The organism is Streptomyces sp. H27-H5, from assembly GCF_026627505.1.
Classification (GTDB): Bacteria; Actinomycetota; Actinomycetes; order Streptomycetales; family Streptomycetaceae; genus Streptomyces.
The window spans coordinates 97,821-112,213 of the sequence record NZ_JAPNLK010000007.1 but is presented as its reverse complement, the minus strand read 5'-3'; the positions used below and the strand labels follow the sequence as shown (position 1 = coordinate 112,213).

Sequence of the window (14,393 nt, the reverse complement as noted above, 5' to 3'; positions counted from 1 at the left end):
GGGCAGAGGTCACAGACTCACATGGCTATCTTCCTCAACAAGGACAGCAAGGTCATCGTCCAGGGCATGACCGGTGCCACGGGCATGAAGCACACCAAGTTGATGCTGGCTGACGGCACCAACATCGTCGGCGGCGTGAACCCGCGCAAGGCCGGCACCACCGTCGACTTCGACGGCACCGAGGTGCCGGTCTTCGGCTCCGTCGCCGAGGCGATGGAGAAGACGGGCGCCAACGTCTCCGTCCTCTTCGTCCCGCCGGCCTTCGCCAAGGCCGCCGTCGTCGAGGCCATCGACGCCGAGATCCCGCTGGCCGTCATCATCACCGAGGGCATCGCGGTGCACGACTCCGCCGCCTTCTGGGCGTACGCGACCGCCAAGGGCAACACCACGCGGATCATCGGCCCGAACTGCCCGGGTCTGATCACCCCCGGCCAGTCCAACGCCGGCATCATCCCGGGCGACATCACCAAGCCCGGCCGGATCGGTCTCGTGTCCAAGTCCGGCACGCTGACCTACCAGATGATGTACGAACTCCGTGACATCGGCTTCTCCTCCGCCGTCGGCATCGGTGGCGACCCGGTCATCGGCACCACGCACATCGACGCCCTCGCGGCGTTCGAGGCGGACCCCGACACCGACCTGATCGTCATGATCGGCGAGATCGGCGGCGACGCCGAGGAGCGTGCGGCGGACTTCATCGCGAAGAACGTCACCAAGCCGGTCGTCGGTTACGTCGCGGGCTTCACCGCTCCCGAGGGCAAGACCATGGGCCACGCCGGCGCCATCGTCTCCGGTTCTTCCGGCACCGCACAGGCCAAGAAGGAAGCCCTCGAGGCCGCGGGCGTGAAGGTCGGCAAGACGCCGACCGAGACCGCCAAGCTGGCGCGCGAGATCCTGAACGCCGCCCAGTAGGCAGTGGCTGTACGCGTGTACGGGCGTGGCCCGCACCCTTCGGGGCGCGGGCCACGCCCGTTTCACGTGTCGGCGCCGGCCGTCACCCCACCGTGGGCGCGAGGCGGTCGGGTCGGGCGGCCGGGTGGAAGCGCAGCGTGTCGTGGAGTTCCTTGCTCCGCTCGGTGAGCGCCTGCGGACCGCTGTGCGGGGGCACCCCGGAGACGTTCGCGCCGGGGGAGACCGGGGGCTCGTACCGGGTGGGCGCGGTCGTCAGCGTGTACGCCGTCGCCACCGCGATCACGGCGGTCAGGCCGATCGCGGCGCGGGACCACAACCGGGCCCGGCGCTCGCACGCCACGCGCACGACGGACGCCTCGCGCGGGTCCAGCCGTACGGGCGGGCGTACCGCGCCCAGGCGCTCGCGCAGCAGGGCGGAGTGCCGCTCGGCCGGTACGGCGGCCAACTCGGGGATCCGGTCGGCGAGGTCGGCGTGCGCGTGGAGCAACCGGACGCCGGCGGTGGGGGTGCTGGCCTCCGTCTCGGCGGCCGTGTCGGGCAGGTCGAGGCCGACACCGTCGTAGAGCAGCACCGTGCGCCGGTGCGTGGGGGGCAGCGCCAGCATCGCGTCCATCAGGATCCGGTCCGCGGGCTCGGCCGGGGCCTGGTCGGGGTTGCGGTGGGCGCGCCGCAGCCGCTGCCAGGGGGACAGGGCGTGCTCGTACGCGGTCGCGCGCACCCAGCCGACCGGATCCGGGTCGGTGGCGACCTCGGGCCAGCGCTCCCAGGCGTTCTGGAACGCCCGCTCGACGGCCTCCAGGGAGAGGGCGCGGCGGCCGGTGAGCAGGTACGTCTGGCGTGCCAGGGCGGGTGCGGCGTACGCGTAGAGCGCGTCGAAGGCCTGGGCGGGGGTGAGGGCGGCGCCCGGGGCCGGGGCCGCCTCGTCCGCGGGGTCCTTCCCGGTCCTGTCCTCCTCGGCCCGCTCGCCCTCGGCCCGCTCGCCCTCGGCCCGCTCGCCCTCGGCCCGCTCGCCCTCGGCCCGCTCGCCCTCGGCCCGCTCGTCCGCGGCCCGATCGTCCTCGGACTTGCCTGCCTCGGCCGTGTCGGGCTCGGCCGTCTCCGGCTCGGGCCTGTCGGTTCCGGTCGTGTCCGGGGTGGCCTGGCCCGTCGTCGTCCCGTCGACCTCGGCCCCGGCCACGGCCTGGCTCGCGGGGGCCGTCGCGACGTCCTCGGCGGGGGCGTCGGGACGGTTCCGGCCCCCCGACGCGGGGGCGTAGGGCGGTTCGGCGCGGCCGGCGCCCCCGGAGCCGGATTTCACCGGGGTCTTGGACTCGTGGCGCGCCAAGGAGGCCGGGGGCTTCGCGGCGCGCTTCGCGGCGACCTTGGGCCGGTGCGAGGGGTTCGCGGGACGCCCCTGACCGCCGGCAGCGAAGGCGCGCACGGCACCGGCCATGCGCCGGGCGGCCCCGGATGCGGGCGTGGCGCCCGCCTCGGTATCCGCTTCCGCGTCGGACCCGGGGTCCGCCTCCGGGGGCGCGGCGGGGGCGGCGCCCCCGGCGGTCGCGGTGGCGATAGTGGTCGCGGCCTCGGCCGTCGGGTGCTCGGCCGTCGCCGCTGCGGGAGCCGCAGGTTCGGTCTGTTCGGTCGGCTCGGCCTGCTCGCTCGGTTCGACCGGGGGGTCGGCGGTCGCGCCCTGCTCGGCGGCGAGGTGGGCGAGCAGCTTGGCGTACGCCTCGCGCTTGCGGCCGCGCGGGCCCGTACGGCCGTTCTCCCAGGAGCGCGCCGTGTTCGTGGTGACGCCCAGGGCCGACGCGAGGTCCTCGTGCGTCAGCTCGGCGGTCTCACGCAGCCTGCGGCGCTCCTTGGGGGAGGGGAGGTCGGTCTCCCCGGTGGCGGAGGCCGTCTCGACGTCCTGTGTCATGCCACACTCCCCGCGACCCGGCAGCCCTGCGCGAAAAAGTACATAAACGTATATTGAGCGACACCACGGACATTCGCCTGTTACCCGCCCATAGCGCGTGTCGTTGGCACCATGGCGGGGTGACCCAAGTGACCGAACGCGGGACCCTGTTGCCGACTGCCCCGCGGGCCGCCGCGCGGCGCCGTTCACCGGCCGCCGCCGCCTGTGTGCTGGGCGGCGCGGTGGCCGCCGGACTGGGGCTCGGCTTCCTGGCCGTGCTCGTGATCGTGCTGTGGATCAGCTCCCCCTACCCCGACAGCGGCCCCGGCGGCGCGCTGCACCTCGCCGCGGGCCTGTGGCTGCTGGCCCACGGGACGGAACTCGTCCGCTACGACACTCTTTCCGGTGTACCGGCGCCCGTCGGAGTGACCCCGCTGCTCCTGGTGGCGCTGCCGGTGCTGTTGATGCGGCGGGCCGCGCGCCTCGGCAGCGCCTCGGGCGACGGCTCCATGGACGACGAGGTACTGCCGCCGAGCGTGGTCTTCTCGGCCGTGACCTGCGGATATCTGACCGTCGGAGCGATGGCCACGGTGTACGCGGCGGGCGGCCCGATGCCGGCCGATCCGCTGAGCGCGGCCTGGCACGTACCGCTGGTCGCCGTACTGGCCGCCGCCGGCGGAGTGTGGGACGCCCGGGGGAGGCCGCCGGTGACGCTCCCGCCCTGGGCGCCGGGATGGGCGGTCGGGGGCGTACGAACGGCAATCGCGCGCCCCCGTTACGCGCTGGCCCTGCGCTCCGGCGCGGCCGGGGCGCTCGTGCTCCTGGGCGGGGGCATCCTGCTCGTCGGCGCCTCGCTGGCGTGGCACGGGCCGGAGGTCCAGGGATCCTTCCTGGCGCTGACCGGGGTGTGGTCGGGACGGTTCGCGGTCCTGCTGCTCGCGCTGACCCTGATCCCCAACGCGATGGTGTGGGGCGCGGCGTACGGGCTCGGGCCCGGCTTCGCGCTGGGCACCGGCGCGACCGCGACACCGCTCGGCTTCGGGGGAACGCCGGCGCTGCCGAGGTTCCCGCTGCTCGCGGCCCTGCCGCCGGAGGGCTCCGGAACACCCCTGACCTGGGCGGCGGTCGCGGTGCCGGTGGCTGCGGGGCTGGGCGTCGGATGGTTCGCCGTGCGGCGGGCGCGGGAGGTCTCGTACGGGGAGACCGCGCTCACCGCAGCGCTGGGATCGGTGGTGTGCGGGCTCGCGATGGCCGGACTCGCGGCGGCGGCGGCCGGACCGATGGGCGCGGCGGCACTGGCGAGCTTCGGACCGGTCTGGTGGCAGGTCGGGGCAGCGGCCACGGGATGGACGCTGGGGCTGGCCGTGCCGCTGGCCGTGGCGGTGCACGCGTGGCGGACGCGGCCTGCGCGGGGGGCCGCGTCCGCGGCCGACGAATGGCACGACTCCGGGGTACGGGAACTGCGCTGGGCGGCGCTGAGGCGGGCGGCCACGCCGATGGTTCCCGTGGCGGTGGCTCCGCCGGTGGCTCCGCCGGTGGCTCCGCCGGTGGTGGCGGTGACGGGGGCGGGGCTCTCGTCACCGCCCGTGCCGGTGGCTCCGCCGGTGGTCTCCGTGGAGCCGGGGGTGCCCGTGGCGCCGGTGGTGCCCGTGGTGGCGCCGGTTGTGGCGGTGGGGCCGGGGGCCGGGCCGGAGGTGCCTGCGGCCGTTGCGGAAGGGGTCGCACCGCTGCTTCCCGGGGTGTCCGGGGCCCGTGTCCTGTCGCGGAAGCCGTCGGAGTAGTCGTCGCGGTGACGGCGCCGTCGCTGCCGGCCCCGGCTGCGCCGGGCGCCTCAAACGCCGGCGGGGCTGGGAGGGCGGGGGTGGCCGGTGCGGTGGGGCCGGGATGGTGTCGCCGGGGCCGGCCGATGGCGTACCCCGGCTGCGCCGGGCGCCTCCAACGCCGGCGCGGCTGGTGTGGTGCGGCGGGGCTGAGATGGCGCGCCCCGGCTGGGATGGCGGGGGTGGCTGCGTCGGAGCCGGATGGTCCGGCCCGGCCGGGATGGTGCGCCGTGGGGGCCCTGACCGCCCCGGTGGGGTGGTCAGGGGGTGGGGTCAGCGTTGGACCTTGAGGACCTTGCCCAGGAAGTTGTCCGGCAGCAGGGTGTTGCACTGGAGTTCCGCGGTCTTCGTCAGCGCGTCCTCGCGGCACACGTAGAAGTCCTTGTAGGCCAGTTGCAGGGCGTACGAGCTCATCGCCAGCAGCAGTGCCAGCGACGCCGTGACCAGGCCGCTGATCGCGGCCGTGCGCTGGGGGCGGGCCGCCGGGCCGAGGGCCGCGAGGCCGCCGGGGGTCGGGGTGGTGGCCGGCGCCGGGGTGGTCGGGGTCGCCGCGGTGGGGTCGGCGGCCGGGGACGCGGTCGCGGCCGGCTCGGCCGGGCGGCCGCGCAGGGCGCTGATGCCCCAGTACATGGCCAGCGCGCCGAGCAGGAGCCCCACCGACGGGATCCCGAAGATCCCGAAGAAGAACCCCCACATGCCCGCCAGCAGGGCGTACCGCGCACGCCGCTGGATCGGGTCGGTGGGGTCCCAGCGGGCCGGACCGTCGGGGCCGGAGGGGTTCGCGTCCCGCTCCCGGTCCTGACCCTGGCCGGGGCCGCCGCCGCGCGGCTGCCACGGCTGGTCGGGCCGGCCCTCCGGGGGAGCCGCGAAGGGGTTGTCGTCGGTCGAGGGGTCGGGCTGACGGCGGTCCGGCATCGAGTGCGTTACTTCCCCTGCTGTCATGCGGCCCAAGGCGTCGCGCCGCGTCGTTTGTGGCTTGTATGCCAGACGCTACCGCCCGGCCGTCCCCCCGTCCCTCGGGGGCGGTCCCGTGTGCCGGTATCGTTGCAGGCGGTCGGTGGCTTCGTATGGTTCCCCGTATACCGGTGCCCCGTAGTTTCATGCGATCGCACAAGACGAACGCCGTATTCACGTGAGAAAGGGCCGTACATGGCCGCCTCCCGCCTGGTCGTGCTGGTCTCAGGGTCCGGCACCAACCTCCAGGCCCTGCTCGACGCCATCGACGCCCACCCCGAAGGCCCCGAGGGTTTCGGTGCCCGCGTGGTCGCCGTCGGGGCCGACCGAGACGGCATCACCGGGTTGGAGCGTGCCGAGAAGGCCGGCATCCCCACCTTCGTGTGCCCGGTCAAGGCGTACGCCACCCGCGCGGAGTGGGACGTCGCCCTCACCGAGGCGACCGCCGCCCACGCGCCCGACCTGGTGGTCTCCGCCGGGTTCATGAAGATCGTGGGCCGGGAGTTCGTCGACCGCTTCGGCGGCCGGTTCATCAACACCCATCCCGCGCTGCTCCCCGCGTTCCCGGGCGCGCACGGCGTGCGCGACGCCCTCGCCTACGGCGCGAAGGTCACCGGCTGCACGGTCCACTTCGTGGACGGCGGCGTGGACACCGGTCCGATCATCGCCCAGGGTGTCGTCGAGATCCGGGACGGGGAAGACGAAGCCGCTCTCCATGAGCGCATCAAGGAAGTCGAGCGCACGCTGCTCGTCGACGTCGTGGGGCGCCTGGCCCGGCACGGCTATCGCATTGAGGGACGAAAGGTAACAATCCAGTGACCGCCGCAGACAGCAGCAGCAACGACCCGACCACGACCCAGCGGCCGATCCGTCGTGCGCTCATCAGCGTCTACGACAAGACGGGACTGGAAGACCTGGCCCGCGGCCTGCACGAGGCGGGCGTCGCGCTCGTCTCGACCGGCTCCACCGCCTCGAAGATCGCCGCGGCCGGGGTGCCCGTCACCAAGGTCGAGGAGCTCACCGGCTTCCCCGAGTGCCTCGACGGCCGCGTCAAGACCCTGCACCCGCGCGTGCACGCCGGCATCCTCGCCGACCTGCGGCTGGAGGACCACCGCAACCAGCTGGCCGAGCTGGGCGTCGAGCCGTTCGACCTGGTGATCGTCAACCTCTACCCCTTCCTGGCGACCGTCCAGTCGGGCGCGACCCCGGACGAGTGCGTCGAGCAGATCGACATCGGCGGTCCGTCGATGGTCCGCGCGGCCGCCAAGAACCACCCGTCGGTCGCCGTGGTCACCAGCCCCGAGCGTTACGCCGACGTCCTCACCGCGGCCCGGGGCGGCGGCTTCGACCTGACCGCCCGCAAGCGGCTCGCGGCCGAGGCGTTCCAGCACACCGCGGCCTACGACGTGGCCGTCGCCTCCTGGTTCACCAACGCCTACGCCCCGGAGCCCGAGGCCGTCCTGCCCGAGTTCCTGGCCGAGGCCTGGGAGCGCAAGTCGACCCTGCGCTACGGCGAGAACCCCCACCAGGCCGCCGCCCTCTACACCGACGGTCAGCCGGGCGGGCTCGCCAACGCCGAGCAGCTGCACGGCAAGGAGATGTCCTTCAACAACTACGTGGACACCGAGGCCGCGCGCCGCGCCGCCCACGACCACGAAGAGCCCTGCGTCGCGATCATCAAGCACGCCAACCCGTGCGGCATCGCCGTCGACAAGGACGTGGCCGCGGCCCACCGCAAGGCGCACGCCTGCGACCCGCTGTCCGCCTTCGGCGGCGTCATCGCCGTCAACCGCCCGGTGACCGTCGAGCTCGCCGAGCAGGTCGCGGAGATCTTCACCGAGGTCATCGCCGCCCCCGACTACGAGGCCGGCGCGGTGGAGATCCTGGCGAAGAAGAAGAACATCCGGATCCTGAAGGTGGCCGGCTCCCCGCACCAGCCCGGGGACCTCAAGCTGATCTCCGGCGGCGCGCTGCTCCAGCAGAGCGACACGTTCGCCGAGGGCGCGGGCCGAGCCGAGGGTGACGACCCGGCGAACTGGACCCTCGCCACCGGCGAGGCCCTCTCCGCCGACGAGCTCGCCGAGCTGTCCTTCGCGTGGAAGGCCTGCCGCGCCGTCAAGTCCAACGCGATCCTGCTCGCCAAGGACGGCGCCTCCGTCGGCGTCGGCATGGGGCAGGTCAACCGCGTCGACTCCGCGAAGCTCGCCGTCGAGCGGGCGGGCGCCGAGCGCGCGCGGGGCTCGTACGCCGCGTCCGACGCCTTCTTCCCCTTCCCCGACGGGCTGGAGATCCTGACCGCCGCGGGCATCAAGGCCGTGGTCCAGCCGGGCGGTTCGATGCGTGACGAGCTGGTCATCGAGGCCGCCAAGGCCGCGGGCGTGACGATGTACTTCACCGGTACCCGTCACTTCTTCCACTGACCGGACCCCGTCCGCACACGACGAAGGCCGCGCCCCGGAAAGGGGCGCGGCCTTCGTCGTGCGGTGTGCGTCAGACGTTGCGCTGACGGTTGAACCAGGCCGAGCCGTCGGACTTGGCGACGAACACGATGACGAGGATCAGCAGCACCAGGTGCACGAGGCTGAGCGGGAAGAACGGGTACAGGCTCAGGACGATGCCCAGACCGGCGTAGACCATGATGCCGATGCGGGCACCGTTGCCGCCCTTGCCGCACTGGATGGCCAGCACGATGGACGCGACCAGGTAGACCACGGCCAGGGCGATGAGCCCGTACAGCACGCCGGAGCCCAGCTTGGCCATGTCCTCGAACTGCGCGTTGCCCTGGAGGTCGGGCTCCTGCTTCAGCCGCTCGATCAGGGCGAGGGCGGCGAAGAGCACGCCGACGCCGACGACCTGGAGACCGGCGATCACGTACAGCATGACGCGGGCGGCCTTCACGCCACCGGGCATCGTCTGCGGAACGCCCGGGTAACCGCCCGGGTAGGCCGGGGCGCCGCCCGGGTATCCGTAGCCGCCCTGGGGCGGGACGCCCTGCGGGGCCTGCTGCGGGTAGCCGTAGCCGGGCTGGCCCTGCGGCTGCTGCTGCTGCTGTCCGTACGGGTTGTTCGGGTCGCCGAAGCTCATCTTGGGGTGTTCCTCCGTGGAAGTGCGGGGACGCACGGCACTATCGGAGGAACTCTGCACTTCTCTGCGGTCCGCCCCCCGGCACTGCCCGCGGCACTCATTGCCCGTCATCGTGGTCCGGCCGACCCCGCGTTGTCCAGCCAGGGCGCGAACGGCGTGCCACTTGTTGTGCAAGTGCAATGAAGCACGTCACCCGCGTGCAACCGACGGTCCACCGGAGAGCCCTTGACTGGAACCCGGGCCACTCCATCCGGGAGGATGGGGGGCATGACCGCCCAGATTCTCGATGGCAAGGCCACCGCAGCCGCGATCAAGTCCGAACTGACCGCCCGCGTGGCGGCGCTGAAGGCCCGGGGCATCACCCCAGGCCTCGGCACCCTGCTGGTCGGTGACGATCCGGGCAGCCGCTGGTACGTCAACGGCAAGCACAAGGACTGCGCCGAGGTCGGCATCGCCTCCATCCAGCGCGAACTGCCCGCGACGGCCTCCCAGGAGGACATCGAGGAGGTCGTGCGGGAACTCAACGCCAACCCCGAGTGCACCGGCTACATCGTCCAACTCCCGCTCCCCAAGGGCATCGACACCAACCGCGTGCTGGAACTGATGGACCCGACCAAGGACGCCGACGGCCTGCACCCCATGTCGCTCGGCCGGCTGGTGCTGAACGAGCCGGGCCCGCTGCCCTGCACCCCGTACGGGATCGTCGAACTGCTCCGCCACCACGGTGTCGAGATCAACGGCGCGCACGTCGTGGTCCTGGGTCGTGGCATCACCGTGGGCCGCTCGATCGGCCTGCTCCTGACCCGCAAGTCCGAGAACGCGACCGTGACCCTGTGCCACACCGGCACGCGCGACCTGTCCGGGCTGCTGCGCCAGGCCGACATCGTCGTGGCGGCGGCCGGTGTCCCGCACCTGGTCAAGCCGGAGGACGTGAAGCCGGGCGCGGCCGTCCTCGACGTCGGCGTGAGCCGCGACGAGAGCGGGAAGATCGTCGGCGACGTGCACCCCGGTGTCGCCGAGGTGGCCGGCTGGATCTCGCCGAACCCGGGCGGTGTCGGCCCGATGACCCGCGCCCAGCTGCTCGTCAACGTCGTCGAGGCGGCGGAGCGGACGACCAGTGCGGGCTGAGCGCGACACGGAACCGGCGGAACCGGCGGAGGCCCCGGCGCCGCGGGCGCCCGAGGACGCCGTCGAGCCGACGAAGGGGCGGCAGCCGCAGCCGCCCCCCGTCGAGAACGAGGCGGACGAGGCGGTGGCCGCCGGTGACGAGAGCGACGGGAGCGGCGAGAGTGATGCGGACGAGGTCGACGGCGACGGGTCGGAGGCGGCGGCGAAGTCCCGGCGCTTCCCCTCCGTCACCCGGGACACCGCCCGCCCCGAGGGCGGCGGCCGGGCCGCGCCCGGGGGCGCGCCCGCCCCGGCGCGTCAGTGGCCGATGCTCAGCGTGTTGGCCGCCACCGCGATCGGGCTGCTCACCACGGCGATCGGATTCCCCCGCATCGGCTGCCTGATCATCGGGGCCGCGCTGATCGCGGGCGCGGTGATGCGCCGGATCCTGCCGTCGGTGGGGATGCTCGCCGTGCGGTCCCGGTTCACGGACATGGTCACGTACGGCCTGCTGGGCGTGTCGATCACGTTGCTCGCGCTGGTCGTGCAGGCGCCCAAGGCGTGGCTGGAGATCCCCTTCCTGACGGACGTGGTCCGCTTCACCGTCCGCTAGGGCCTGTCTCAGGTCCTGGTTCAGCTCCTGTCTCAGGTCCTGTCTTTGGGATCAGGCCGGAGACCGCCCCGTCAGATGCGGCCGCCGAGCGGCGCGCGTACGCCGCTCGGCGCGCCCCGCCCGGTCAGGCACGCCAGCACCGCCGCGACGGCCGGCTGGGCCTCGGTGCCCGCCCGGACCACCGCGTCCAGGGTCCGGCCCCGGCCCGGCAGCTCCACCACGGCGACGCCGGGCGGCGGGGCGTCGCACAGCAGCCTCGGCAGGATCGACACCGTCCGACCGGTGGCCACCAGCGACAGCCCGGCCCGCAGGTCGGCGCACTCGTGCGCGATGTGCGGGGGGAAACCGGCGTTCCGGCAGGCGGGCAGCGTCCCGTGGCGCCCCCTGGGCGAGCTGACCGCGCAGGACGTGCGCGACGGCCTTGAAGGCAAGGCCGTCAGCCGGATCGAGCTGGTCCGCCAGGGAGCGGCGCGGCTGCCCGCGCACGCCCCGTACACGCTGATCACCGGGATCCTGGCCCGCGAACCCCTGCTGACCGGCTCGGTCGCCTCCCTCGTCAACGGCGCGGTCGAGGCCTTCGTGAAGGCGGCCGCCATCGAACTGCCGGGCCGGCAGCGGATCAACGCGGTCAGTCCGACCGTGTTCGTCGAGTCCCTCGACGCGTACGGGGACACGTTCGCGGGCTTCGACGCCGTCCCGGTGGCGCGCGCCGCGCACGCCTACGTCACGTCCGTGGAAGGGCACCGCACCGGCGAGGTCTTCCGGGTGGAATGAGGGCCCCGTCCTCGCCGCCGCCTTCGAACGCCCGGGTCCGTGTGCCCTGCACCACACGGACCCGGGGGTTGGGCGCCCCCCGGGTCGGATAGCCTGATCGACGGATGTCTCTTCACGTCAAGATGTACAGGGTCGGGGAGCGGCGTCCTCCCAGCACAGGGGGCAGGGACGCCCCATCGCCAGCTGTCTAACGGAGAAGGCCATGACCCGCACTCCCGTGAATGTCACCGTCACCGGCGCCGCCGGACAGATCGGCTACGCGCTGCTCTTCCGCATCGCGTCCGGTCACCTCCTCGGCGCGGACGTGCCGGTCAGGCTCCGCCTCCTGGAGATCCCGCAGGGCATGAAGGCCGCTGAGGGCACCGCCATGGAGCTTGACGACTGCGCCTTCCCGCTGCTCGCCGGCATCGACATCTTCGACGACCCGAACAAGGGCTTCGAGGGTGCGAACGTCGCGCTGCTCGTGGGCGCCCGCCCGCGTACCAAGGGCATGGAGCGCGGTGACCTGCTCTCCGCCAACGGCGGCATCTTCAAGCCGCAGGGCGCCGCGATCAACGCGCACGCCGCGGACGACATCAAGGTCCTGGTCGTGGGCAACCCGGCCAACACCAACGCGCTCATCGCGCAGGCCGCCGCCCCGGACGTACCGGCCGAGCGCTTCACCGCGATGACCCGCCTGGACCACAACCGAGCGATCTCGCAGCTGGCCGCCAAGACCGGCGCCGCCGTCTCCGACATCAAGCGCCTGACCATCTGGGGCAACCACTCGGCGACCCAGTACCCGGACATCTTCCACGCGGAGATCGCCGGCAAGAACGCCGCCGAGGTCGTCAGCGACGAGCAGTGGCTGGCCGACACCTTCATCCCGACCGTCGCCAAGCGCGGCGCCGCGATCATCGAGGCGCGTGGCGCGTCCTCGGCCGCCTCGGCCGCCAACGCCGCCATCGACCACGTGCACACCTGGGTCAACGGCACCGCCGCGGGCGACTGGACCTCGATGGGCATCCCGTCGGACGGCTCCTACGGCGTCCCCGAGGGCATCATCTCGTCCTTCCCCGTCACCACCAAGGACGGCAAGTACGAGATCGTCCAGGGCCTGGACATCAACGAGTTCTCCCGTGCGCGCATCGACGCGTCCGTGGCGGAGCTCGTCGAGGAGCGCGACGCGGTGCGCGAGCTCGGCCTGATCTGATCGAACCCGTACGCACGCCAAAGCGCCCCGGCCACACCAGGCCGGGGCGCTTTGGCGTGGATCCGGCGCCGGGCCGCGACCGGCGGGCTCAGTGCTTGAACATGCCCGGCGTGTAGTGCCCCGGCGCGAGGCGGCAGGTCACGCCGAACCGGTTCCAGGCGTTGATCGCCGTGATCACGGCGATCAACTGGGCCAGTTCGGTCTCGTCGAACAGCTCGGCGGCCTTCCCGTAGACCGCGTCCGGGACGAACCCGTCCGTCAGGACGGTCACCGCCTCGGTCAGCTCGATCGCCGCCAACTCCCGCTCGGTGTAGAAGTGCCGGGACTCCTCCCAGGCGCCGAGCTGGATCAGACGCTCGACGCTCTCGCCGGCGGCCAACGCGTCCTTGGTGTGCATGTCCAGGCAGAACGCGCAGTGGTTGATCTGCGAGGCGCGCACCTTGACCAGCTCGACCAGCGTCGGGTCCAGGCCCTTGCGGGCGGCGACCTCCAGGGACACCAGGGCCTTGTAGACGTCGGGGACCAGCTTCGCCCACTGCAGGCGGGCGGGGTGCTCGGGGGCGTACGCGGGGGTTTCGTTCGTCGTCGTCATGTCTCCACCGTAGGAGGCCGGCGGCCCGCCGATATGGTCCATTCCCATGACGGAATCCCGGGCCACTTTCGGCGCCGACCTGCATCTCGACCTCACCGCCGGGCGCGGGCTGAGAGCCGGACTCACCGAGGCGCTGCGCGAGGCCGCGCGCAGCGGTCGACTCGCCCCGGGAACCCGACTGCCCTCCTCCCGGTCCCTGGCCGTCGACCTCGGCATCGCCCGCAACACGGTCGCCGAGGCGTACGGCGAACTCGTCGCCGAGGGCTGGCTGACCGCCCGTCACGGCTCGGGCACCAGGGTGGCTGAACGGGCCGTGCCGCGCCATCCCGCGCGGGCCGCCCGGGTCCGGCCACCGGCCCGGCGGGGGCCCGCGTACAGCTTCAAGCCGGGCTCCCCGGACCTCGGCAGTTTCCCGCGCACCGCCTGGTCGGCGGCGGCCCGGCGGGCCCTCGCGGCCGCCCCGAACGACGCCTTCGGGTACGCCGCGGACGCGCGCGGCCGGATCGAGCTGCGCGAGGCGCTGGCCGACTACCTGGCCCGCGCCCGGGGGGTGGACGCCGATCCCGACCGGATCGTGCTGTGCGCCGGGTTCGTGCACGGGCTGTCGCTGCTCGCCCGGGTGCTGCGGGCGCGCCGGGTCCGCGAGGTGGCCGTGGAGGGGTGGAGCCTCGACGTGCACCGGGACCTGCTCACCGGGGCCGGGCTGCGGACCCGCCCCTTGTGGCTGGACGGCGCGGGCGCCCGTACGGAGGACCTGACGTCGACGTCGGGGGCGGTGCTCCTCACGCCGGCGCACCAGTTCCCGACGGGTGTCGCGCTGACCCCGGCACGGCGGGCGGCGGCCGTGGACTGGGCCAGGACCACGGGCGGGCTCATCCTGGAGGACGACTACGACGGGGAGTTCCGCTACGACCGCCAGCCGGTCGGGGCGCTCCAGGGACTGGACCCGGACCGCGTCGTGTACCTCGGCACCGCGAGCAAGTCGCTGGCGCCGGGGCTGCGCACGGGCTGGATGGTGGTGCCGGCCGGGCTGGTGGACGAGGTACTGGCGGCGAAGGGCCACACCGACTGGATGTCGGGCGCGCCGGACCAGTTGACGCTGGCGGAGTTCATCCGGTCCGGGGCGTACGACCGGCACGTCCGGAGCATGCGGCTGCGCTACCGGCGCCGGCGCGACGCCCTGGTGGAGGCCCTGGCCCCGCGGACGGCGGTGACCGTCTCCGGCATCGCGGCGGGCCTGCACGCGGTGCTCGACCTCCCGGCCGGCACCGAACGCCCCCTGATCCAGGCGGCGCCCTGGCACGACCTGGCCTTGGAGGGGCTGTCCCGCTTCCGGCACCCGGATTCGGCCATGCCCGCGCGGGACGCGGTGGTGCTCGGGTACGGGACCCCGTCGGAGAGCGCGTGGTCGGGCGCGCTGGCGGCGTTGGAGGCGGCCCTCCCGTAGGAGGCGCGTGGGGCGCGGG

At 73.6% G+C, this 14,393-nt stretch carries 14 protein-coding genes; 9 read left to right on the top strand and 5 right to left on the bottom strand.

The genetic code is table 11. The features are described 5' to 3' along the window. Positions 1-21 precede the first annotated feature (21 nt). Positions 22-912 (top strand): succinate--CoA ligase subunit alpha, encoded by an 891-nt coding sequence (sucD, locus tag OTB19_RS05220; protein WP_267796792.1) that lies wholly within the window; start codon positions 22-24, stop codon positions 910-912. Between the two features lie 82 nt (positions 913-994). On the opposite strand, the gene OTB19_RS05215 is transcribed toward sucD, so the two are convergent. After that, positions 995-2,812 carry a helix-turn-helix domain-containing protein gene (locus tag OTB19_RS05215; RefSeq protein ID WP_267796791.1) on the bottom strand — a complete coding sequence of 606 codons (1,818 nt, stop codon included), beginning with the start codon at positions 2,810-2,812 and terminating at the stop codon, positions 995-997. A 119-nt stretch (positions 2,813-2,931) separates the two neighbouring features. On the opposite strand from OTB19_RS05215, the gene OTB19_RS05210 reads away from it, so the two are divergent. Beyond that, entirely contained in the window at positions 2,932-4,572 is a 1,641-nt protein-coding gene (locus tag OTB19_RS05210) for a DUF6350 family protein (RefSeq protein ID WP_267796790.1), read from the top strand. 312 nt (positions 4,573-4,884) lie between these two features. Here OTB19_RS05210 and OTB19_RS05205 read toward each other — a convergent pair whose 3' ends face one another. Then, positions 4,885-5,526 (bottom strand): hypothetical protein, encoded by a 642-nt coding sequence (locus tag OTB19_RS05205; RefSeq protein WP_267796789.1) that lies wholly within the window; start codon positions 5,524-5,526, stop codon positions 4,885-4,887. Between the two features lie 234 nt (positions 5,527-5,760). Between OTB19_RS05205 and purN the strand changes: the two genes are divergently transcribed. Both purN and purH read left to right on the top strand, forming a co-directional pair. Next, positions 5,761-6,384 (top strand): phosphoribosylglycinamide formyltransferase, encoded by a 624-nt coding sequence (purN, locus tag OTB19_RS05200; protein WP_267796788.1) that lies wholly within the window; start codon positions 5,761-5,763, stop codon positions 6,382-6,384. Beyond that, positions 6,381-7,985 (top strand): bifunctional phosphoribosylaminoimidazolecarboxamide formyltransferase/IMP cyclohydrolase, encoded by a 1,605-nt coding sequence (gene purH / locus OTB19_RS05195; RefSeq protein WP_267796787.1) that lies wholly within the window; start codon positions 6,381-6,383, stop codon positions 7,983-7,985. The genes purN and purH overlap by 4 nt, the downstream gene beginning before the upstream one ends. Before the next feature lie 70 nt (positions 7,986-8,055). Here the strand turns inward: purH and OTB19_RS05190 are convergent, their stop codons facing one another. After that, positions 8,056-8,685: a hypothetical protein gene (locus tag OTB19_RS05190; protein ID WP_420716797.1), complete on the bottom strand. Its 630-nt coding sequence runs from the start codon at positions 8,683-8,685 to the stop codon at positions 8,056-8,058. 231 nt (positions 8,686-8,916) lie between these two features. On the opposite strand from OTB19_RS05190, the gene OTB19_RS05185 reads away from it, so the two are divergent. Both OTB19_RS05185 and OTB19_RS05180 read left to right on the top strand, forming a co-directional pair. Continuing rightward, on the top strand, positions 8,917-9,777 hold the full coding sequence (locus OTB19_RS05185) for a bifunctional methylenetetrahydrofolate dehydrogenase/methenyltetrahydrofolate cyclohydrolase (RefSeq protein ID WP_267796786.1): 861 nt from the start codon (positions 8,917-8,919) through the stop codon (positions 9,775-9,777). After that, complete coding sequence (locus OTB19_RS05180; RefSeq protein WP_267796784.1) at positions 9,767-10,369, top strand: DUF3017 domain-containing protein; 603 nt, start codon at positions 9,767-9,769, stop codon at positions 10,367-10,369. Before OTB19_RS05185 ends, OTB19_RS05180 begins: the two co-directional genes overlap by 11 nt. 71 nt (positions 10,370-10,440) lie before the next feature. Here OTB19_RS05180 and OTB19_RS05175 read toward each other — a convergent pair whose 3' ends face one another. After that, positions 10,441-10,701 (bottom strand): LysR substrate-binding domain-containing protein, encoded by a 261-nt coding sequence (locus OTB19_RS05175; protein WP_267796828.1) that lies wholly within the window; start codon positions 10,699-10,701, stop codon positions 10,441-10,443. Here OTB19_RS05175 and OTB19_RS05170 point away from each other — a divergent pair. Continuing rightward, a complete protein-coding gene (locus tag OTB19_RS05170; RefSeq protein ID WP_267796783.1) occupies positions 10,652-11,143 on the top strand; it encodes a short chain dehydrogenase in 492 nt (163 codons plus the stop codon). The genes OTB19_RS05175 and OTB19_RS05170 overlap by 50 nt on opposite strands. A 202-nt stretch (positions 11,144-11,345) precedes the next feature. Then, entirely contained in the window at positions 11,346-12,335 is a 990-nt protein-coding gene (locus tag OTB19_RS05165; protein ID WP_267796782.1) for a malate dehydrogenase, read from the top strand. 88 nt (positions 12,336-12,423) lie between these two features. Here the strand turns inward: OTB19_RS05165 and OTB19_RS05160 are convergent, their stop codons facing one another. Further along, complete coding sequence (locus OTB19_RS05160; protein WP_053682797.1) at positions 12,424-12,927, bottom strand: carboxymuconolactone decarboxylase family protein; 504 nt, start codon at positions 12,925-12,927, stop codon at positions 12,424-12,426. Between the two features lie 46 nt (positions 12,928-12,973). On the opposite strand from OTB19_RS05160, the gene OTB19_RS05155 reads away from it, so the two are divergent. Further along, on the top strand, positions 12,974-14,374 hold the full coding sequence (locus OTB19_RS05155) for a PLP-dependent aminotransferase family protein (RefSeq protein ID WP_267796781.1): 1,401 nt from the start codon (positions 12,974-12,976) through the stop codon (positions 14,372-14,374). Positions 14,375-14,393: the final 19 nt, after the last annotated feature.

What these genes read in the sequence shown, in the direction of transcription:
- sucD (WP_267796792.1), top strand. Translation starts at nt 22, where the DNA reads ATGGCTATCTTCCTCAACAAGGACAGCAAGGTCATCGTCCAGGGCATG.
- OTB19_RS05215 (WP_267796791.1), bottom strand. Translation starts at nt 2,812, where the DNA reads ATGACACAGGACGTCGAGACGGCCTCCGCCACCGGGGAGACCGACCTC.
- OTB19_RS05205 (WP_267796789.1), bottom strand. Translation starts at nt 5,526, where the DNA reads ATGCCGGACCGCCGTCAGCCCGACCCCTCGACCGACGACAACCCCTTC.
- purN (WP_267796788.1), top strand. Translation starts at nt 5,761, where the DNA reads ATGGCCGCCTCCCGCCTGGTCGTGCTGGTCTCAGGGTCCGGCACCAAC.
- OTB19_RS05185 (WP_267796786.1), top strand. Translation starts at nt 8,917, where the DNA reads ATGACCGCCCAGATTCTCGATGGCAAGGCCACCGCAGCCGCGATCAAG.
- OTB19_RS05165 (WP_267796782.1), top strand. Translation starts at nt 11,346, where the DNA reads ATGACCCGCACTCCCGTGAATGTCACCGTCACCGGCGCCGCCGGACAG.
- OTB19_RS05160 (WP_053682797.1), bottom strand. Translation starts at nt 12,927, where the DNA reads ATGACGACGACGAACGAAACCCCCGCGTACGCCCCCGAGCACCCCGCC.
- OTB19_RS05155 (WP_267796781.1), top strand. Translation starts at nt 12,974, where the DNA reads ATGACGGAATCCCGGGCCACTTTCGGCGCCGACCTGCATCTCGACCTC.